We start from the raw sequence: 21,307 nt of genomic DNA on the forward strand, positions 1-21,307 counted from the left end.
TGGATTGATATATCCAGACCATTCGCTTTTTTTGTAAAAACAGCTACAAACGAAAATAAAAAAACAGAACACTTTATGAAAGGTACATTCCCTATCGGAAAATTCCGCGAAATGGAAACTCCATTCTATTATTATGATGCAAATCTGCTTCGCGAAACTCTTCAGACTATAAAGGATGAAAGTGGCAAATACAATAAATTCTGCGTTCATTATGCCGTTAAGGCAAATGCCAATCCTAAGGTTCTCAGTATTATCCGCGAAAGCGGACTTGGTGCCGACTGTGTAAGCGGCGGAGAAATCAAAGCGGCTATCAAAGCTGGATTTCCTCCAAGCAAGATAGTATATGCAGGAGTAGGTAAAACTGACTGGGAAATCAATCTCGGACTGGACTACGATATTTTCTGCTTCAATGTAGAATCTGTTCCTGAACTTGAAGTTATCAACGAACTTGCAGCAGCCAAAGGCAAAATTGCAAGAGTGGCTTTCCGTATCAATCCTGATGTAGGTGCACATACTCACGCCAACATCACAACAGGTCTTGCAGAAAACAAGTTCGGTATCAGCATGAACGATATGGACTATGTCATCGACCGTGCACTGGAGATGAATAATGTGAAATTTGTAGGACTTCATTTCCACATCGGTTCACAGATTCTTGATATGGGTGACTTTGTTGCTCTCTGCAACAGAGTCAACGAACTGCAGGAAAAACTGTTTGCACGTCAGATTATCGTTGAACACATCAACGTAGGTGGCGGACTCGGTATAGACTATGCTCATCCTAACCGTCAGCCGATACCTGATTTTGCAGAATACTTCAAGACATACCACAAACATCTGCGCCTTCGTCCGCAACAGACACTGCATTTCGAACTGGGACGTGCAGTAGTTGGGCAGTGCGGTAGCCTCATCACAAAGGTTACTTACGTAAAACAGGGAACAAACAAACAGTTTGCAATCGTTGACGCAGGTATGACAGACCTTATACGTCCGGCTCTGTATCAGGCATATCACAAGATAGAAAACATAACTTCAGACGAGGCTATGGAAACATACGATGTAGTGGGTCCTATCTGCGAATCATCAGATGTTTTCGGAAAAGCTATCGACCTTAACAAAACTAAGAGAGGCGACTTGATAGCCCTTCGTTCGGCAGGAGCATACGGTGAAATAATGGCATCGGCATACAACTGCAGAACACTTCCGCAAGGATATACATCCGACGAACTTATTTAAGAAACAAAACACACAAGCTAAGGCTCCTTCATGGCTAAATAAAAACCATTGAAGGAGCCTTTTTTCTGAAATTTTGAACTACTTTTGCATGACTTTTCAGAAAACAAAATAAGATATGATACACATAGACTATAATTCGGCTATTCTATTTTTTCAGATATTCTGCGGACTGACATTTTTAATACAGTTATACTATTTTCTTGTTCCGTACAGCAGATTATTCAAAAGCAACAAAATACAGAACAAACTTCAAGAAAACACAAACTGTCCTCCCCTATCTGTCATTATAGTTACAAAAGACTCTGCCAGCATGCTTAAAGACAACCTGCCGGCAATCCTCGAACAGGATTATCCTGAGTTCGAAGTAATCGTAGTAAACGATGAATCGGCAGGTGAAGATGAGGATATACTTAAGATTCTTGGCAGCAGATACCGTCATCTATACCGCACATTCATTCCTAAATCTGCACGATACGTCAGCAGAAAGAAACTTGGAGTGGCAATGGGTATCAAAGCCAGCAAATACGACTGGATTGTTGTGACAGAGCCTTATTGTAAACCTGAAAGCAAAGACTGGTTAAAAAGTTTGTCAAGAAACTTTGTACCGGGAACAGACATTGTACTGGGCTACTGCAATTACAGCTATGGCAAAGGAATATTCGCTAAAAGAATAATAACGGACATGCTGATGGTTTCAATGCGCTTCCTAGGAAAGGCTATCGGCGGAAATCCGTATATGGGAATAGGAAGAAATATGGCATACCGCAAGGATATATACTTGCAGCACAAAGGTTTCTACAATCAGCTTACACTGTCAAGAGGTGACGATGATTTGTTTATCAACGAAATCGCAGACAGCAGAAACACAAAAGTATGTGTAAATTCAAACAGCATAATGCGTATGCCTTTACCTAAATACAGGAAGACATGGAGAGACGACAAAATAGGATATGAAGTAACCGGAAACCATTATAAAGGAACAGCCAGAATATCAAACAGCCTGGAAACATGGTCTGCCTGGCTGTTTAATCTATCGGTAATAGTAGCTTTGTGTATTGGAATATTGAATAAAGAATTGATCTTCACCTCATGTATCTTCGCTGCATGGCTGATAAGAACAATAACAGCTATGACAGTTTTCTTCAAGACAGCAAAAGCCATGGGAGAAAAAGTTTCTGCATATCTTTTTATATATGATATTATGCGCCCACTATACAGTCTGAGCCTGAAAATAGGATATATCACCCGCCATAAGAGTGACTACATGAGAAAATAGTCACACACTTATACATTATTTATTGAACAATTCGAACGTAAACTTACAACCTACAGAGGTAAATTTTCCACGTTCATTCCCAATAAATACACCGGCATCAAATATGTGTGTACCTATACCATAGCCTATTTCGAAATAAGGATTAAGGTGAGGCATAAACAATATTCCGGCATATATTCTTTCCTTCTGAATGAAGGAAAGAAGCTTGCTGACAGGATAAAGCAATATGAACGGTGATTCATAAGTCATATTTCCACGTACATAATGGCTTGAAGCATTATACCATCTTCCATCGAGCATCTGAAAAGTACCTCCAATATCATCATTCCATCCTTGAGGAAGATTTCTGTTTGCAAAATTTACATAGTCCACAAAATACACATCCTCCTGATTCAGAAAGAATCCGCATCCTACATGATATGCAATGTTGTGAATATCCCTGACCTTGATAATTTGTTCTGCAGACAACTCCAGACGCTCATACTCACCTGAGCTTTTAAAGACCTTGATACCACGCTCATAATCAGCTATGAAAGTTGGATAATACGAACCCACATTAACCTTTCTGTTTCCATTCATATAATAATACATTCCAGGAGTCCATTCTATCCTCACACGTGGAGCGAAACTGTTATATTTTGAACGAACCCTTGCATCCAACTCCGGAGTGCTTTTCGTATATCTCCAATGCATTGAAAGACCCGTCCAAAGATTCAATCCGTTTATTATCTCTATATTATGTGAAAGACTTACGTATATATCCTTGAAATAATCCAAATTCAATCCGTCAAAAGAAAATGTACTGTCAGGCATAGCAGCAAGCTGATCAAGCACAACACTACTATAAATTCTGTTACCGTTTCCAACATGCAATTCCAAAGCGCCGTGTTTCCTTGGATTATAAACATACTCTACGTCAGCCTTAGCGTACAGCTCCTTCTTGGTAAAATTGAAACCTATCTGTGGGGCTATCCTCAACAAACGCCCGTCATAAAACAATTTGTTATATTTATAAACCTGCCTGTATGATATACCATTGCGATGACTGTAACTAAGCAACAGAGGATTAATTATAGGCGAACAGTTAATACTTCCCACTTTGGGCAAGTCAATATCATACGAGTTTATCAAAGCATCACCCACCTGTCCCAGGAAGACCTGACTTTTAGGCTTCTTCAGGTTCTCTATAGAATCTTTCACCCATTTTTGCCTGTCAATCATCTTCCGGTCTATTTTATCCTTATAGAGCATCTCTTCTTCATATGTAAGCGGAAAAGGCCTTATTTTTGAAAACGAATCAATATCGGTCACCAGACGTGTGGTATCACAAGTCAATGTATATGAATTCGACAGATTATATTTACTTCTGTCTTTTTTCAGATATATAATCTCTCCCAGTTCAGTGAATTTTACCTCGGTATAATCCAGCCATCCATAATACCTCATCTGTAAATGATTTTTCAGAAACTTGAAATTCATATCAATATCCATATAGCACGGGAGAAATTTCGTCTGCGGAGTATTACCCATATTGGCCTTTATCCTGAAATCTATCAAATCATACTCTCCTTCAAAATCAAAACTGTGTACTGACCAATCATCGGCATAAAGCCACATATAACCGTCAACAAGTTTCGTACTCTTATACTTAGGCTGAACACGTATCTTACAGCAAGGCTTATTGTCTATTATCGACACACTGTCCAGCATATATTTATAATGAACTTTAGACTGGCTGTTTAATGGCGACAACACCTTATCGCCCATTAATGACGACGAATAAACATTGAACTTCATATAGTCCATGATATCGAATATCTGCCCTCTCTGGCTCCTGAAAGTAGATACCATAGCCTTTATCTTTCTGTCATAAATGGAAGGAGCAGTATATTGAAGTTCACTTATTGATTCGTGCATATAGTTACGGATACTATCCTCAAGCTTGAACATTGACGGAATATACTTTATAATCCTGTTCCGGTTATGCACTGTTATAGTACCTTTCAGATACATATTTGCCTTGTAGCTCTTTACTTCATTGGAATAAATGGATGCCGACGAATACATCTTACCCAAAATAGAATCAGGAACAACACGGTCTTTGGGAAATAGCGAAACGATATTCTCCGATTTCCCAAACCACGGCATCATTATACAAAAGCATATTAAAAACAGACGCACTAAATTCAACCTTGTATATTTTAGCATATACGACATAACAGAAACAAAAATAATCAAAACCCGTTGAAACTGTTATTTTTAATCGTAAAAAAACAGTTTTTTAATTTTTTATTCTTACCTTTGTGCTATATAACACGTTTTTATAACATCTATGGTAAAAAAAGAATTATCTGAGACTGAGATTGCCGAAAGTATTCCCGATTTATGGCAACCATTAACAGACGCTCAAAGAGATTATCTAGCGCAGAACTTTACAATTCAAAAGTATAAGAAAAACGAAACAATCTATTGTGAAGGGGAAACTCCTAAGCACTTAATGTGCCTGCTTAAAGGAAAAGTAAAAATCTATAAAGACGGGGTCGGCGGAAGAAGCCAGATAATAAGAGTTATCAAAGACAAAGAATACTTCGCCTACAGGGCATATTTTGCCAATGAAAATTTTGTTACTGCAGCAGCTGCATTCGAGCCTTGCACAATATGTCTTATACCAATGACATGTATAGTCAAGCTTCTGGAGGAAAATGCACAGCTTGGACTTTTCTTCATCAGACAACTTTCTATAGATTTGGGTATTTCGGATGAAAGGACAGTAAGCCTTACACAGAAACATATACGCGGAAGACTTGCAGAATCTCTGCTGTTCCTGAAAGATACATACGGAGTGGAAGAAGACCAATGTACACTTAGTATATACCTCTCACGCGAAGACTTGGCAAACTTGTCGAATATGACAACATCGAACGCAATACGTACGCTTTCAAACTTTGCCTCAGAAAAACTAATAATAATTGACGGAAGAAAGATAAAACTTATCGACGAAGAAAAGCTGAAAAAAATCAGCAAGATAGGTTAATCCCACCAAAAGATGATATATAAAACGAAATGTCCGATACAAGGTAAAATAGCCATTGTATCGGACATTTCGTTTTATATCACTTTTTTTATTCATATCTGATGGAACGCGCAGGATGAATTCTGCTTATAAGATAAGATGGGCCCACGAGCATCAATACAGATACAATCAATGTAAATAGATTAAGCAAAATATAAATCAGAACATTCAGCTCAATAGGCACTGAGCTTACATAATATACAGAAGGATCAAGCTTCATCGGTTCGAAGAAATACTGTATCAGACAAAGTGAGAGCCCAATCACATTTCCCCACAACATTCCCCTGCCTATCAGGAACACTGAGAACGAAAGGAATATTTTCCTTATGGAATTATTGTCCGCCCCCATAGCCTTCAGCACACCAATCATGTTGGTACGTTCAAGTATTATTATCAGCAAACCTGAAATCATGGTAAAACCTGCCACTCCGGTCATAAGTATCAATATCACCCAGACATTAAGATCAAGCAAATCGAGCCATGCAAATATCTGTGGATTTGCCTCAACTATGGTACGCGAGAAATAGTTCTGTCCGTATTTGTCAGAGGATTCAAATAATCCGGTACGAATATCATCATTCACAGCATCAATACGCGAATAATCATCCACATTTATTTCTATACCGCTCACCTGATCAGCTTCCCATTTATTGAGACGGTTCACTGTATAAATGTCTGTCAGCAGGAAATAATCATCGAAAGCCGAAAAGTTAGTCTGATAAATTGCCGAAACAGTCAACCTTCGTGCACGCACATTATCATCTACATAATATGTATAAATCCTGTCACCGGTCTTAATATTCAGCTTGTCGGCTATAGATTTTGAGATTATCACGCTATTGGTGGCAACAGTATCAGTAAAAACCGGTATCTCTCCTTCAACGATATGCTCGCGGATGTAGCTCAGGTCATACTCCTGCCCCACTCCTTTCACTACCATACCCTGGAAATTGTCTGATGTCATTATCATCCCAGGTTTGACCGAATACCGCTGTACATGAGTTATATCAGGCTTTTGGGACAACGCCTCCATCAGACTGTCGCTTGCCTGTATAGGAGCCGTCATATAAAGCTGCGCATCGTCAAGGCTGGTCACTATAACCTCAGAAGCAAGTTCCACCACCTTGTCGCGTACCTGATTCTTGAAGCCGATAACCACTGCCACCGAGACAATCATCACGGCTAGACCAATAGAAATGCCGGCCATGGCAATGCGCACAGCCGGCTTTGATACCTCTTTGTTTCCGTCGTTATTCTTGTAGATACGACGGGCAATGAACAATTTCCAATTCATATTTTATTCGTCAACTCTTCCCGGATATGCCTCCAGTGCCTTTCTCAGAACGAAAAGCGAACGAACCAAATCTTCTTTCTTCAACACATAAGCCAGTCGGACTTCATTCTTTCCGGCTTCCGGTGTAGTATAGAAACCGCTTGCAGGGGCAAGCATAACTGTTTCACCCTCGTATTCGAATTCAGACAGACACCATGCGCAGAACTTCTCACTATCGTCAACAGGAAGTTTAGCTACAGTATAGAAAGCACCCATAGGTATAGGTGAATATACACCTGGGATTCTGTTCAGTCCGTCTATCAGACATTTTCTGCGTTCCACATACTCGTCATAAGTCTCACGTGAGTATTCTTCGGGCTCGTCAAGTGAAGCCTCAGCAGCAATCTGACCAATCAATGGAGGACTAAGCCTTGCCTGACAGAATTTCATCACAGCCTTACGTACCTCCGGATTCTTGGTAATCAGGGCTCCGATACGGATTCCGCATTCAGAATACCTCTTCGATACAGAATCTATCAAGACCACATTCTGTTCTATACCCTGAAGATGGCATGCAGATATATAAGGTGAACCTGTATAAATAAACTCCCTATATACTTCGTCCGAGAACAGGAACAAATCATACTTCTTCACCAAATCGCGTATCTGGTTCATCTCCCTGCGTGTATAAAGATATCCGGTCGGATTATTAGGATTACATATAAGGATACCCTTGGTACGTTCGTTTATGAGTTCCTCGAACTTTTCTACCTTAGGCAATGAAAATCCTTCCTCAATGGTAGTTGTTACGGTTCTGATAATAGCACCGGCTGAAATTGCAAAAGCCATATAATTGGCATATGCAGGTTCAGGTACTATAATTTCGTCACCCGGATTAAGGCAACTCATGAAAGCAAACAACACGGCTTCCGATCCACCTGTGGTGATGATAATGTCGTCAGCAGTAAGATTTATGTCGTATTTTTTATAATAACCTACCAGTTTTTCACGATAGCTCCTATATCCCTGGCTCGGACTGTATTCCAGAACAGTACGGTCTATGTTACGAATTGCCTCAAGGGCCGCTCGTGGAGTAGGCAGGTCAGGCTGACCTATATTCAAGTGATACACATGAATACCTCTTTCTTTCGCAGCTTCGGCCAATGGTGCCAATTTTCTGATTGGCGATTCTGGCATTTCGTTTCCTCTAATGGATATTTGTGGCATAATTTATTATGTTATATAAAATTTTGACTGCAAATATAAACTGATTAGCTAAATAAAACAACTAACCGACAAGAAAGTTTTGTCCGTTTTCGTACACCGTTAACAAATAAATACTATCTTTGTCAAACTAAATTATACGTACTATTTAATTTAAAAAAGTAAAAAGACATGATGCATAATTGGTTTGAATGCAAAATCAGATACGAAAAAGTAGCGGAAAACGGTATGAACAAAAAGGTGACAGAGCCTTATCTGGTAGATGCCTTGAGTTTTACTGAAGCTGAATCAAGAATAATAGAAGAGATAACACCATTCATAAGCGGTGAATTCACTGTCTCAGACATAAAGAGAGCCAACTACAGCGAACTCTTTTTCTGTGAAGACGATGAAGCCGACAAATGGTTCAAATGTAAATTATATTTCATCACTCTTGACGAAAAGAGTGGAGCAGAAAAGAAAACGGCAACAAACGTACTTGTACAGGCTGCCGATCTGAAGGATTCAATCAAGAAACTTGACGAAGGCATGAAAGGAACAATGGCAGACTATGTCATAGCATCCGTAGCCGAAACAGCTATCATGGACGTGTATCCATATTCAGCAGAGCCTGACGTGAAACCTGAGTTTCCGGATGCAGCAAACAGATAAGGAGAAAACCAATCATGGATATAAAAGCAATATTGAGTGAGATAAAGGCAGAGTTGCCACAAACCACACAACTCGTAGCAGTATCGAAATTCCATCCGGCAGAAGCCATAAAAGAAGCTTATGATGCAGGACAGAGAATTTTCGGAGAAAGCAAGGTACAGGAGTTGGAGGAAAAACACACCATACTTCCGAAAGACATTGAATGGCATTTCATAGGTCACTTGCAGACAAACAAAGTGAAATACATTGCACCATATATATCTATGATTCATGCCGTAGATTCGTACAAGCTGCTGGCAGAAATAAACAAGCAGGCGGCAAAATCAGACAGGATTATACCTTGCCTGCTTGAAATACACATTGCGCAGGAGGAAACAAAATTCGGATTCACTCCCGAAGAATGCACAGAAATGCTCAAAGATGGCAGCTGGAAAGAGCTGAAGAATGTATGTATAAGCGGAATAATGGGTATGGCAACAAATACCGATGATGACGCAATGATAGAAAGCGAATTCACCAAGCTTGCCGCATATTTCAACGAGCTGAAGTCAACAGTTTTCAAGGACTGCGACTCATTCAGAGAACTGTCAATGGGAATGTCGGACGACTATCATCTGGCAATAAAGCATGGCAGCACACTTGTAAGAATCGGAAGTAAAATTTTTGGAATAAGAAACTATTAAAATCATATTTATTATGACACAATTATCAACAACTTTTGCAGGATTAAAACTTAAAAATCCTGTTATCGTAAGCAGTTCAGGTTTAACTAACAGCGTAGAGAAAATCAAAAAACTGGAAGCTGCAGGTGCAGGTGCCGTTGTTCTGAAATCAGTATTCGAAGAACAGATAAACATACATGCAGGACAGATGAGCGGATACGGAGCTCCTGAAGCCGACGATTATCTTAATGCATATGTACGTTCGAATGCGTTAAACGAACACATCGAACTCATTAAAGAAGCCAAGAAATCTTGCAGCATACCTGTAATAGCAAGCATCAACTGCTACTCGACAAGCGAATGGACAGACTTTGCAAAGCATATGGAAGAAGCAGGTGCAGACGCACTTGAAATCAATATCCTTTCATTGCAGTCAGAAAAAGACTATACATACGGAAGCTTCGAACAGCTGCACATCGATGTATTGAAAAACATCAAGAAAGCTGTAAACATTCCTGTGATAATGAAACTGGGCAGCAACCTTACTAATCCTGTAGCACTCATCAATCAGCTTTATGCCAACGGAGCCGCAGCAGTAGTATTGTTCAACCGTTTCTACCAGCCTGACATCAACATCGACACAATGACTTTCACAAGCACTAACGTGATGAGTGAATCAAATGAACTTGCTGAAAAAATCAGATGGACAGCTATAGCTTCTGCATCAGTTCCACAGATAGATTACGCTATCTCAGGTGGTGTTCACTGCGGTAAAGGTGTAATCAAATCAATTCTTGCCGGAGCAAGCGCCGTAGAAGTATGCAGCGCAATCTACAAGTACGGCGAAAAGGAAATAGCTGAAATGCTTAAAGAGCTTACTTCATGGATGGAATCAAAAGGCTACGAAAACATTGAAAGCATGAAAGGCATCATGAACGCTAAAGCTGCAGGAAGCGTGAACCCATTCGAAAGAACACAGTTCATGAAATACTACAGCAACCACGAATAATGTAAATATACAAGCTTGATATACACAGAAAGGTGTTCCCGATAATAGTTAAAAAACATTATAAAAACTATTATTCGAGAACACCTTTCATTTTATTACGTTTTATTGACAAATAATTGGAATAGTAATAACTAAATTGTATATTTGCACTACACACTGAATCTTGTGCACAATCAAATAATCAATTATGGAAAAAAGTTTTATAGCTTTCATCGAAGAAAGTATCAAGAAAAATTGGGATCTTGATGCTCTGACAGACTATAAAGGCGCCACACTCCAATATAAGGACGTAGCCAGAAAAATCGAAAAACTTCATATTCTTTTAGAAGAAAGCGGTGTCAAACCGGGTGACAAAGTAGCCCTGTGTGGCAGAAACAGCTCGCACTGGGGAGTAGCATTTCTGGCTATTCTTACGTATGGTGCCGTCGCAGTACCTATTCTTCACGAATTCAAGCCGGACAATGTACACAATATAGTAAATCACTCTGACGCACGTATCTTGTTTGTAGGTGATATGGCATGGGAAAACCTCAATGAAGCAGAAATGCCGTCACTCGAAGGTATCATACTTATGACAGACTTCACTCTGCTGGTATGCAGAAGCGAAAAGCTCCTTTATGCCAGAGAACATCTTAATGAAATGTTCGGTAAGAAATTCCCTAAGAACTTCCGACGCGAACATGTGTCATACCGTCGCGACAATCCGGAAGAACTTGCAATCATAAACTACACTTCAGGTACAACAAGTTTCTCTAAGGGAGTAATGCTTCCATACAGATCATTGTGGTCTAACACACAGTTTGCATTCGAAGTGCTGTCACTCAAACCAGGCGACAGAGTAATATCAATACTTCCTATGGCGCACATGTACGGTCTGGCATTCGAATTCATATACGAAATGTGTACCGGATGCCACGTATATTTCCTTACACGTATGCCAAGTCCGAAAATCATATTCCAGGCATTTGCAGATGTCAAACCAAACATTGTAATATCAGTACCTCTGATTATTGAAAAAATAATCAAGAAAAATGTACTTCCTAAACTGGAAACCCTCAAGATGAAAATACTGCTCAAAGTACCTATCATCAACGACAAGATAAAAGCTACTGTCAGAGAGCACATGGTACAGGCCTTCGGAGGAAATTTCTACGAAGTAATCATCGGAGGTGCAGCATTCAATCAGGATGTGGAAAAACTGCTCAAGAGTATAGAGTTCCCTTACACGGTAGGCTACGGAATGACTGAATGCGGTCCTATAATCTGTTACGAAGACTGGCAGCGCTTCAAACCGGGATCATGCGGTAAGGCCGCTCCGCGTATGGAGGTAAAGATAGACAGTCCTGATCCTGAAAACATTGTAGGCGAAATCATTACCAGAGGTGATAACGTGATGCTTGGCTATTACAAGAATCCGGAAGCCACAGCCCAAGCAATAGATAAAGACGGTTGGCTTCACACCGGCGACCTTGGAATTATGGACAAGGATGGCAATATCACAATAAAGGGAAGAAGCAAAAACATGCTTCTGGGACCTTCAGGCCAGAACATATATCCTGAAGAAATAGAGGATAAACTTAACAATATGCCATTCGTTTGTGAAAGCATTATCATACAACAGGAAGACCATAAGCTGGCTGCTCTGATATACCCTGATTTCGATGAAGCCTATTCACACGGAATGAGCAATGCAGATATAGAAAAGGCTATGGAAGAAAACAGAAACACACTCAACTCCGAACTTCCGGCTTATTCACAGATTGCACGAGTTAAGATTTACCCTGAAGAATTCGAGAAGACCCCTAAGAAGAGTATAAAACGATTCTTGTATCAAGACGTTAAATAATAAATGAAAAAACACTCTACAAATATCAGAATGTTCCTGTCAGCTATAATCCTGACAGGAACAATGTTATCCCCGATATATGCTCAAGAATACGGCTTAAAGAAGGGAAGGAATATTTCCTTGAGCATAAACAGCCACAAACCCGATACACGCAAGACATATTTCAATCTTGGCTTGTTCAGTAATTACCAGAATCTTAACGGAGCCAGCATCAATATTATCTCCGATGTAGTACACCAAAGATCATCAGGACTCCAGTTGTCAGGATTTGTAAACATCGTAGGCAACAGAAGTTCCGGAATGCAGGTGGCTGGTTTGGCCAATATATCCGGAATAAAATCTCACGGACTAAGAATTGGAGGACTATTCAACATCAGCGGACGATCAACATTCGGTGCCCAGATTTCCGGTATAGGTAACCTAGCAGGCAACAATCAGAAAGGTCTCATGATTACCGGACTCATGAATATGGGCTCAGTAGATATGAAAGGTCTTATGATATCAGGCCTTGCCAATATAGCAGGAAACGAGCATAAGGGAATTGGTATAGGCGGTCTTACAAATGTAAGTGGTGGAGACATGCGGGGAGCACAGATTTCATCATTGATGAACATAGCCGGAAACAGTAATAAAGGTTTACAGTTTGCGGCACTGAGCAACGTGAGTGTAATTAATCAGGGAGTACAGATCGGTGTTATTGCCAACTACTCCGGCGATAACAAAGGATTGCAATTGAGTATAGCCAATGTAAGTAATAAATGCAGCAAAGGTGTACAGATAGGAATATTGAATATAAACGGCGACAGTTGCGCACGTCAGGTAGGTATAATCAATATAAAACCACAGACACGTACACAACTCATAATATCCGGCGGCAATCTGAATAAAGCCAATGTTGCCGTAAAATTCAAAAACAAAATGATTTACACACAGCTGGAAGCCGGAATGATACTTGGTGAACTTACCGACAAAGCTTCTGTGGCAGGTACATACAGAACAGGTCTTGCATTTCCGCTAATAAAAAACAGACTTCACCTGAATACCGACATAGGATATAGCCATATTGAAACACTTGGCAATACCAATGTACCAAACAGGTTATATTCAATTCAGCCGAGAATAGGACTGGAATATAATCCTCTGAAGAGATTGGGCGTTTTCATTGCCGGTGGTTATTCATGGACAAGAACATATAAGAATAATCAGGCATACTCAAAAAATCCAACTGTTGAAGCAGGTCTGGTAATCTTCTAACAAATAATTTTATAAAAAATCAAAACGGCATTCAAGCCTTTTTCATAGCCGAAAAAAACGTGCGCACGTTCAAAGTAAAATGTGCGCACGTTTTGTATTGAATGTGCGCACGTTTAAAGTGAAATGTGCGCACGTTTTATTTTTATCTATAAATATAAAGTAAAGAAGCATTTTCAACTATGAAGTTGAAGTTGCAAAGCTTCAATAATCAGTATCAATCAATGACTGTGAAATCAGCCGACAAGCCTTCAGCACTGTTTGTTCCAACCCACAGTTTGAAGTCTCCCGGTTCTACACCGTAAGTCATATCATAACGCCAGAAAGCAAGATCCGATACAGGAAGAGTGAATGTAACAGTCTTGCTCTCCCCTGCTTTAAGTTCCACTCTCTGGAAAGCCTTAAGCTCTTTAACCGGACGAGTGACAGAGCCAACCTTATCCTGTACGTACAATTGTACAACTTCAGTACCGTCATACTTGCCGGCATTCTTAAGGTTTACACTCACATTAACCTCTCCGTCAACTGTAAGCTTATCAGAAGCCAGTTTCAGGTCACTGTACTCAAAGTTTGTATATGACAGACCGTATCCGAACGGGAACAAAGGAGAATTTCCCGCATCAAGATAGAACGAACGGCATCCCACAGAAGTCTGTCCGGCCTCAACAGGGATTTCATCAATAAGCATCTCTGTAGGATTTGCAGGACGTCCTGTATTGTTATGAGCATAATAGATTGGAGCCTGACCTGTCATACGAGGGAATGTAACAGGAGTCTTACCGCTAGGATTTACCTTTCCGAAAAGAATGTCTGCAATGGCAGGGCCACCCATTGTTCCCGGATGGAACGAATAAAGAACAGCATCCGAAACCTCAACCTCATCAGAAATAGTAAGCTGACGTCCCGCCATAACTACAATAACCACAGGTTTGCCAGTTGCGGCCAGCGATTTGATCAGCTGACTCTGTGCTCCCTGCAAATCAAGATTTGCCAAAGAATGAGCCTCACCCGAAAGGATTGATTCTTCACCTACAAAACATACCACAACGTCTGCACGGCGTGCCGCATTTACAGCCTTTGCAATGCCTGAAACATTCTTGTCGCGGCTGTATGCCAATCCTTGTTCGAAGATTACGTTCACCTTGTCGCCATACATTTCCCTGATAGCTTTCAGAGGTGTCTGTGTATGTTCCTTTTCACCATCGAATACCCATGTACCCATTTGCTCGTATGGAGCATCAGCCATAGGGCCAACCACTGCAACAGTCTTAACCTTGTCAGTAAACGGCAATGTCTGTGCATCATTCTTCAGAAGGATAACCGACTGCTCTGCTGCTGTCTTTGCAACCTGCAAATGTGCATCGGCATATTTCACAGTCTGAGGAGTGACAACATAAGGATTTTCAAACAATCCCAAACGGAATTTCAGACGAAGGATGTTTCTCACCGCATTGTCTATAGTCTCCATTGAAACCTTCTTCTCTGCAACAGACTGTTTCAGATTTTTAATAAAAGTTTCGCTCACCATTTCCATATCCACTCCGGCATTTACAGACTTCTCTGCTGCATCCTTACCGTCAACACAGAAACCATGATTAATCATTTCTGCAGCCGAAGCCCAGTCTGTAACCACCATACCGTCGTATTTCCATTCGTCACGAAGAACATCTTTCAGGACAAACTTGTTGGCTGTAGAAGGCACACCGTCATTATCATTGAACGAAGTCATGAAAGTGGCACATCCGGCTTCAACAGCAGCCTTGAAAGGAGGAAGATATACATTGCGTAGTACACGTTCAGGAATGAAAGTCGAGTTGTAGTCCTTACCGCCTTCGGCAGCACCGTATGCCACAAAGTGTTTTGCACAAGCAGCAATGGCTGTAGGATCATTCAAAGAATCTCCCTGATACCCCTTAATCATGGCAGCACCCATCACAGAACTAAGATAAGGGTCCTCACCACAGCTTTCGGCTATACGTCCCCAGCGCGGATCACGGGATATATCTATCATAGGCGCAAATGTCCAACGGATACCGTCTGCCGATGCTTCTATGGCAGCCACACGGGCACCGTCTTCAGCAATCTGAGGATTGAAAGTAGCAGCCTGTCCCAACGGTATGGGGAAAATAGTCTTATAACCATGAATAACATCGCGCGAAACAAGAATAGGAATACCCAGACGAGATTCCTCAACGGCTATTTTCTGTATCTTATTTATCTCTTCAGGATTGACAACATTAAGGATGGAACCTACCTCACCCTTGCGCACACGTGCAGCCAGTTCTTCAAAATTCCAAGGGCTGAGCTGGTTCATCTGACCAAGTTTTTCTTCAATTGTCATTTTTTGAAGCAAAGCTTCTACCTTGTTCTCTATCTCCGTATTATTGTCCTGCGGTTGACTGCATCCAATCAGGGATGCAGCCAACACCACAGCATATAAAAGATTTTTCTTCATCGTATTGTACATTTATTTTTTCAGAACGCAAAAATAGGACGTATCTTTTCAGATCCAGGAATACCATGCCAGCCATTCTCCTGTCCGTCTGATTGCATAAGACAGAATCCAGAAACATCACTATTATTAATGAAAGTAACAGAAGGAATACTTCCTGATAACTCTTCTCCATTTATTTTACTTAGCTGACCATTAACATATTCCAATCCTTCGCCAGATGGAGTTCCTGAATTTTCACCTCTCACAAGATATTTAAGTTCGTTGAACGATGGTATATACCATGAAGTAGTACCAGCAATAATTTCATCTTTATGAAGATTCAATCCTGTAAATGTTATACCATTATCACTTGCGTTGTCTGTTAACAATTTTGTCATCTTATACCCATTGGACAAATCTGTATTTCCAGAATCATTATAATCAGTAAAACAGTTACTCCAAGAATCTATATTATTAGTAGGTGTGCCATAATTATTGTCATTTATAAGAGAAACCACCAGACCATGCTTTCCGTTGTATCCCGGGATGTCGCTTTCAGTCAATTCATTATTCGTCACGAAAGTATTCCATTCACTAGGACTACCACTTTCATCCATTATATGAAATACTATTCCCTTACAAGTCCATCCTTCAGGAACACCGGCTGCATTTCCCGGAAGCACCAATACATCATTAGACGACGACACACAATAAAAATCTCCTGCAGCAATACCGGATGTTCCTGTCTGATTTACAGGACATTTGAAAGTATAACTCTTATTACTCTCAATTTCTATTGGATTTCCACTAATAGTTTTCACATAAGATTGATTATCCACTGTATAGAAATACCTGAAATCATCTTTCTGTAACTGAGGCACATCAACAATACATACATATCTGCCATTTACCAGTTCCGGTGTATATAATTTATCACCAATAGAAAAAGCGACATCTGATAACTCCAATGAATATGTCACTTCTGTATTTTTAGATGTTGTGGCAATTGCTTCTGCAGAAAACGCAATCATAGAAAAAGCATGAGTGAAATTTATATCCATAGTTGCCTTTTTAAATTCTTTTGCTTCTGATACAAGCAAATCTTTCTCTTTAAACCCGGCATCTTTATTTATAAAAATCTCTTTTAGTTCTTCTTTTGTTGATGGTAAATCAGTCATTTCCGTATAAGGAAAGTAAGCAATAGCTTTTTTAATTTTGCTGCTATAATATTCATTTGTCTTATTGAGCCATTTGTTTTCACCATTCTGATTTACGTACTTGAACGCCACATTGGCATAAGCTTCTCCTGAATCATCAATAAGCAATACGCCTAATTCATCGCCGTTAGCATCATTGATATTTGTACCAGCCTCAAAAGTTACCGTCTTGCTGTCGTTTATCACACGACTTTCTGTGTTTTCTGCAAAATTATTCACATTAACGCTGCCTATATTCAATAGCTCATCCGTCACAGGCCTTTCTACATTTGCCTGATTCATTATTTCATCTTGTGTACAGGCAGAAAACAGCAACATAGATAAAGCTGCAAGTTTTATATGTAAATATAATTGTTTCATAACTTAAAAAAATAATTATGAGTTATTAGAATGTAAGTATCAGACGTACTTTCTGCTCTGAATTCACAGCCCTAAAAAATTCTGTACTACTTATTGCACCACTAGCAAATACTACTATATAAGCATTGGCATCACCATCAAACGAGCTGTCCCAGTATGTACCATCCAAGGCTGCATATCCTTGTTCTGAAAAACCTGCAAGAGACTCCAGATCCTTCAATTGCGTATGCGAAGGCAAATACCAACCAGAAGTACCGTATATAACACTTGAAGAGTTCTTTGCTGTAGAAGTAGATGCTGCCGGTACTGTCGTTCCATCTTGAGAAGCGGCCTTTTCAATGAGATATTTTGTATTCTGATAACCGATATATTTGGAAGTATTGCCACCATCTATACCAATTTCGGGATATTCATCACTATGTAAAGCCCCAACTCCTTCTTTCCATTTAAAAGCACTTGTACTGCTACTGTTTTTCTCATCATCTAAAGCAACTACATAGCCATGTATCTCAGTAATACCTGTACCTTGATAATTATTTACATTATCTGTACTATGTTGACCTATTTTATATATAATACCTACAGTCTGGTTATCTTTATATGTATCTCCGTATGTTCCGTCACTATAGAAATAATAACCTACTTCCATATATTCCGGCATATACGCAAGTTTTATATCAGAACGTATATTGGTAAAACTAAATGTTACTGTATTCGCATTTGGGCCTACTGTACGTTTCCTATCGCACATTCCTTCAAAATCAATACCGTCACTAACGGTGCCTTTTGTGTATGTAATAGAAAAACCTGTAGTGGCATCACTTATGAATCCATCAGCTTCAATACCTGTAACAGAGTACCCCTCCAGACGAAAAATTTCATTCGGTACTACTGCCTTAAACTTAGAATCAGCAACGTCTGTAATTTCCTGATTACCGCCCCAATTAACAGGATCACTCTCCATCGTTACCTGCAATCCCTTTTTGCTTACCTGCAAGAAATATTGTTGTCTTATTCCAGGAACAAGTACCCCTGTATTTTTTTCAAAATCTGATGTAACACTTTTACTTGGTGTATAGACATAAATATCCCCTCCAATTTCTACTTGTATCAATGGCCTTTCCCACATGTCACAAGGAGCCAAAAGCGCTTCACCATTGAAATCACTCGTTTTATATGTCGGAATCAGATTATCAGGATTCCCTACAGGAGTAACAATACCATTAGTGAATGTTGCCGAAGCATATCCAAAAAACGAAATCTTTGCATTCTTTGCTTCTTCATCAGTATAACCTGTATAAGTCTGAAGCATATACTGCATTTTCGTCATTTTATGGTCAAAAGCCAATTGCACATTTGCAGATGTCGCTGTAGTTTCACAAGCAAGCAAATCGCAATCTGATGAATTTTCAACTGTGGTCTGTTGTGTCAAATCAATAGACGTTTCTGTATAAGGCGTCCAGGCCTTAACATTGACTGATGTAGCATCGTCAGCCCAGACAAAACCTTCTTCTTCAGTACTCATTGTACCAGTATTAGTAATGCTGTAAGATTTTACAGTTTCACCGATACAAACAGCAATTGTTTCGTCTCCTTCCCAACCGTTGTTCATAACCCTACTTGCAAACTCGCCTATACCTGCAGAAAACATCATGTTTCCATCCCTGCTTGTATCAAGATTATTTTCAGTGGTACAGGAAACAATACACAAGGCTGTCAGTTCTAAACATAAATTATATAGTTTCATATCTTTATATCATAGTTATTATAGGATGTCATTGCGCTTCCGGATAAATCGGCCCCTTATCAGAGCCTTCAGAGCCCCAATCGTTGATGGTTGCACCCAAGGTTACATAAATCTTCTTTTTAGTAATTTGTAAATAATACATTTGTCTTGATCCTGAAACAAGTACTCCTGTATTTTTTTCTGTATCACTTGCTACATCCAGACTTGGTGTATATATATGTACATCACCTCCTATTTCAACTCTTATCAATGGTTTTCCCCACATTTCACATGGTGCCAATAACGCTTCACCTGTCAATTCTCCGGCAGGACAAGTAGATATAAGCTGGTCTGCTTCACCTTGAGTAGCGATTGTTCCATTAGCATTAGTAACCGAACCATAACCTATAAAATAAACTTTAGCCGCTTGCGCTTCTTCAGCCGTGTATTCACCATAGTTTTGAATCATATACCACATTCTTGTCATCTGATGATTGAAAGCCAGTTGTACATTTGCAGATTCAGCTTTAGTCTGACAAGCCAGCAAATCACAATTATAAAATTTTTCCTCAGTGCTCTGATCTTTCAAATCAATAGGCTGTTCAGTTAAAGGAGTCCAAGCTTTTACATCAACAGCTGTTCCTTCCCATATATAAGGATTATCAGAACTCATTTCACCAGAAGCAGTAACATTGTATGTTCTATATGAAGCATCACCTCCAAGACTTACTCCAATCAGTTCATCACCATCCCATTGATTATTAGTGACTCTACTAGAATAGTGATCAACTTTTGCAGAAAAAAGCATATCATTACCTATCCTGATACTTTCAATATTATTGTTACAAGAAACAAGACCTAAAACAATTAAACTAAAAAATAAATTACGTTTTTTCATATATTATACATTTAAAAATTAAACTAAAAATTATTGTGCATCTGTATTTATAGAACCTTTATCTTCGTCATCGTGATCCCAATCGTTTATTGTACCATCTGAAGAAATTTCTTCATCAGGATTGTCACCACCGCCAGGATTGTCACCACTACCAGGATTGTCACCACTACCATCTGGATTTGCGTCAGGATCTTCAACATCACCAGAAGGTGGGGTTACCTCTACCAATGTATCTTCATTCTTTTTATATGCTCTCACATAATCTATATACATAGTTTGTGGAAATACTGTTTCAGATGTAGGATTTCCACCGAAGGTACCTCCTACGGCAACATTAAGTATTATAAAGAAAGGATGGTCAAAAACCCACTCTCCGTCAGTAACATCTATAGCTTTTACTCTATTATAAAGCACATCATCTACATAAAAATCAATCTTTTCTTTATACCATTCAATAGCAAAGACATGAAAATCAACATCAAATCTATTATCCTGAAACCCAAATGTCTTTGTAACAGGATTTCCACTATAGCGTCCAGGCATATGAAGTGCACTTGATACAATATTCGGTTGATAACCTTTATTTTCCATTATATCAATTTCTCCACATGCAGGCCACGGATTTTCAGAATAATCACTTCCCAACATCCAAAATGCCGGCCAAAGCCCAGGACCGTAAGGCAACAGCAGACGTGCCTCAATACGGCCGTAACGAATCTCAAACAATCCTTCGGTCTTTATTCTTGCCGATGAATACTGCACATTATTGTAATTATCGTTTAACGCTGTAATAGCAAGACAACTTACTCCCTTATACGTTGTATAATGTACATTTTCTTCACGGCTTGTATAGTTTTGAAGTTCATTATTTCCAAACCCGGAATTACCTTTCTCATAAGTCCATTTAGACGGATCCGGACGATTATTTGACGTTGGAGTGTCAAACTCATCCGACCAGACCAAAACCCATTCCTTATTGTCTTTGGCCATTTCCCCATCTTTTTCACAACTCGCAAAAAAAGAAGTGAAAACAATGCTCAACAGACCAAACAATATCATATTGTATCTTTTCATATATCGTTTTCCATTTAAAATCCAAACAAAGTTGGATAATTCATTAATAATTAACTTTAGTTTTATACCTTTGTATCAGGATGTTAAGAGGAAGTAG

General features: G+C 39.5%; 16 protein-coding genes. 8 read left to right on the top strand and 8 right to left on the bottom strand.

The window, feature by feature from the left end:
• The first annotated feature begins 75 nt into the window (after window positions 1-75).
• A complete protein-coding gene (gene lysA, locus OCV82_RS03010) occupies window positions 76-1,236 on the top strand; it encodes a diaminopimelate decarboxylase (RefSeq protein ID WP_154043034.1) in 1,161 nt (386 codons plus the stop codon).
• Between the two features lie 115 nt (window positions 1,237-1,351).
• Complete coding sequence (locus OCV82_RS03015) at window positions 1,352-2,512, top strand: glycosyltransferase (protein ID WP_154043035.1); 1,161 nt, start codon at window positions 1,352-1,354, stop codon at window positions 2,510-2,512.
• A 15-nt stretch (window positions 2,513-2,527) separates the two neighbouring features.
• On the opposite strand, the gene OCV82_RS03020 is transcribed toward OCV82_RS03015, so the two are convergent.
• On the bottom strand, window positions 2,528-4,663 hold the full coding sequence (locus tag OCV82_RS03020; RefSeq protein ID WP_239469098.1) for a DUF5686 family protein: 2,136 nt from the start codon (window positions 4,661-4,663) through the stop codon (window positions 2,528-2,530).
• 181 nt (window positions 4,664-4,844) lie between these two features.
• Here OCV82_RS03020 and OCV82_RS03025 point away from each other — a divergent pair, with 181 nt between their 5' ends.
• The gene (locus OCV82_RS03025; RefSeq protein WP_154043037.1) at window positions 4,845-5,546 is read left to right on the top strand and encodes a Crp/Fnr family transcriptional regulator; all 702 of its coding nucleotides are present in this window, start codon (window positions 4,845-4,847) and stop codon (window positions 5,544-5,546) included.
• Window positions 5,547-5,634: 88 nt separating this feature from the next.
• On the opposite strand, the gene OCV82_RS03030 is transcribed toward OCV82_RS03025, so the two are convergent.
• A complete protein-coding gene (locus OCV82_RS03030) occupies window positions 5,635-6,879 on the bottom strand; it encodes an ABC transporter permease (RefSeq protein ID WP_154043038.1) in 1,245 nt (414 codons plus the stop codon).
• Window positions 6,880-6,882: 3 nt separating this feature from the next.
• Window positions 6,883-8,085, bottom strand: coding sequence for a pyridoxal phosphate-dependent aminotransferase (locus tag OCV82_RS03035; protein WP_154043039.1), 1,203 nt, complete (start codon window positions 8,083-8,085; stop codon window positions 6,883-6,885).
• Window positions 8,086-8,253: 168 nt separating this feature from the next.
• On the opposite strand from OCV82_RS03035, the gene OCV82_RS03040 reads away from it, so the two are divergent.
• From OCV82_RS03040 to OCV82_RS03060, 5 genes are all read left to right on the top strand, one after another.
• Window positions 8,254-8,733, top strand: coding sequence for a DUF4494 domain-containing protein (locus OCV82_RS03040; RefSeq protein WP_154043040.1), 480 nt, complete (start codon window positions 8,254-8,256; stop codon window positions 8,731-8,733).
• 14 nt (window positions 8,734-8,747) lie between these two features.
• The gene (locus OCV82_RS03045) at window positions 8,748-9,416 is read left to right on the top strand and encodes a YggS family pyridoxal phosphate-dependent enzyme (protein ID WP_154043041.1); all 669 of its coding nucleotides are present in this window, start codon (window positions 8,748-8,750) and stop codon (window positions 9,414-9,416) included.
• 13 nt (window positions 9,417-9,429) lie between these two features.
• On the top strand, window positions 9,430-10,404 hold the full coding sequence (locus OCV82_RS03050; RefSeq protein ID WP_154043042.1) for a dihydroorotate dehydrogenase-like protein: 975 nt from the start codon (window positions 9,430-9,432) through the stop codon (window positions 10,402-10,404).
• Between the two features lie 187 nt (window positions 10,405-10,591).
• Complete coding sequence (locus OCV82_RS03055; RefSeq protein ID WP_154043043.1) at window positions 10,592-12,250, top strand: long-chain fatty acid--CoA ligase; 1,659 nt, start codon at window positions 10,592-10,594, stop codon at window positions 12,248-12,250.
• A 3-nt stretch (window positions 12,251-12,253) separates the two neighbouring features.
• Window positions 12,254-13,504 (top strand): hypothetical protein, encoded by a 1,251-nt coding sequence (locus tag OCV82_RS03060; RefSeq protein WP_154043044.1) that lies wholly within the window; start codon window positions 12,254-12,256, stop codon window positions 13,502-13,504.
• A gap of 214 nt (window positions 13,505-13,718) precedes the next feature.
• On the opposite strand, the gene OCV82_RS03065 is transcribed toward OCV82_RS03060, so the two are convergent.
• Genes OCV82_RS03065 through OCV82_RS03085 form a run of 5 tightly spaced genes read right to left on the bottom strand, consistent with a single transcriptional unit; the run spans window position 13,719 to window position 21,210 of the window.
• On the bottom strand, window positions 13,719-15,956 hold the full coding sequence (locus tag OCV82_RS03065) for a glycoside hydrolase family 3 N-terminal domain-containing protein (RefSeq protein WP_154043045.1): 2,238 nt from the start codon (window positions 15,954-15,956) through the stop codon (window positions 13,719-13,721).
• A gap of 20 nt (window positions 15,957-15,976) precedes the next feature.
• Complete coding sequence (locus OCV82_RS03070) at window positions 15,977-17,512, bottom strand: fimbrillin family protein (RefSeq protein WP_154043046.1); 1,536 nt, start codon at window positions 17,510-17,512, stop codon at window positions 15,977-15,979.
• A 25-nt stretch (window positions 17,513-17,537) separates the two neighbouring features.
• Complete coding sequence (locus OCV82_RS03075) at window positions 17,538-19,259, bottom strand: fimbrillin family protein (RefSeq protein WP_154043047.1); 1,722 nt, start codon at window positions 19,257-19,259, stop codon at window positions 17,538-17,540.
• Between the two features lie 28 nt (window positions 19,260-19,287).
• Entirely contained in the window at window positions 19,288-20,136 is an 849-nt protein-coding gene (locus tag OCV82_RS03080; protein ID WP_154043048.1) for a fimbrillin family protein, read from the bottom strand.
• Between the two features lie 30 nt (window positions 20,137-20,166).
• Window positions 20,167-21,210 (bottom strand): family 16 glycosylhydrolase, encoded by a 1,044-nt coding sequence (locus OCV82_RS03085; RefSeq protein WP_154043049.1) that lies wholly within the window; start codon window positions 21,208-21,210, stop codon window positions 20,167-20,169.
• Between the last annotated feature and the right edge of the window lie 97 nt (window positions 21,211-21,307).

This window comes from Bacteroides cellulolyticus (assembly GCF_025567135.1).
Taxonomy (GTDB): Bacteria; Bacteroidota; Bacteroidia; order Bacteroidales; family Bacteroidaceae; genus Phocaeicola; species Phocaeicola cellulolyticus.

What these genes read in the sequence shown, in the direction of transcription:
- OCV82_RS03035 (WP_154043039.1), bottom strand. Translation starts at nt 8,085, where the DNA reads ATGCCACAAATATCCATTAGAGGAAACGAAATGCCAGAATCGCCAATC.
- OCV82_RS03025 (WP_154043037.1), top strand. Translation starts at nt 4,845, where the DNA reads ATGGTAAAAAAAGAATTATCTGAGACTGAGATTGCCGAAAGTATTCCC.
- OCV82_RS03070 (WP_154043046.1), bottom strand. Translation starts at nt 17,512, where the DNA reads ATGAAACAATTATATTTACATATAAAACTTGCAGCTTTATCTATGTTG.
- OCV82_RS03050 (WP_154043042.1), top strand. Translation starts at nt 9,430, where the DNA reads ATGACACAATTATCAACAACTTTTGCAGGATTAAAACTTAAAAATCCT.
- OCV82_RS03045 (WP_154043041.1), top strand. Translation starts at nt 8,748, where the DNA reads ATGGATATAAAAGCAATATTGAGTGAGATAAAGGCAGAGTTGCCACAA.
- OCV82_RS03075 (WP_154043047.1), bottom strand. Translation starts at nt 19,259, where the DNA reads ATGAAACTATATAATTTATGTTTAGAACTGACAGCCTTGTGTATTGTT.
- OCV82_RS03085 (WP_154043049.1), bottom strand. Translation starts at nt 21,210, where the DNA reads ATGAAAAGATACAATATGATATTGTTTGGTCTGTTGAGCATTGTTTTC.
- OCV82_RS03065 (WP_154043045.1), bottom strand. Translation starts at nt 15,956, where the DNA reads ATGAAGAAAAATCTTTTATATGCTGTGGTGTTGGCTGCATCCCTGATT.
- OCV82_RS03060 (WP_154043044.1), top strand. Translation starts at nt 12,254, where the DNA reads ATGAAAAAACACTCTACAAATATCAGAATGTTCCTGTCAGCTATAATC.
- OCV82_RS03020 (WP_239469098.1), bottom strand. Translation starts at nt 4,663, where the DNA reads ATGATGCCGTGGTTTGGGAAATCGGAGAATATCGTTTCGCTATTTCCC.
- OCV82_RS03015 (WP_154043035.1), top strand. Translation starts at nt 1,352, where the DNA reads ATGATACACATAGACTATAATTCGGCTATTCTATTTTTTCAGATATTC.
- OCV82_RS03040 (WP_154043040.1), top strand. Translation starts at nt 8,254, where the DNA reads ATGATGCATAATTGGTTTGAATGCAAAATCAGATACGAAAAAGTAGCG.
- OCV82_RS03080 (WP_154043048.1), bottom strand. Translation starts at nt 20,136, where the DNA reads ATGAAAAAACGTAATTTATTTTTTAGTTTAATTGTTTTAGGTCTTGTT.
- OCV82_RS03030 (WP_154043038.1), bottom strand. Translation starts at nt 6,879, where the DNA reads ATGAATTGGAAATTGTTCATTGCCCGTCGTATCTACAAGAATAACGAC.
- lysA (WP_154043034.1), top strand. Translation starts at nt 76, where the DNA reads ATGAAAGGTACATTCCCTATCGGAAAATTCCGCGAAATGGAAACTCCA.
- OCV82_RS03055 (WP_154043043.1), top strand. Translation starts at nt 10,592, where the DNA reads ATGGAAAAAAGTTTTATAGCTTTCATCGAAGAAAGTATCAAGAAAAAT.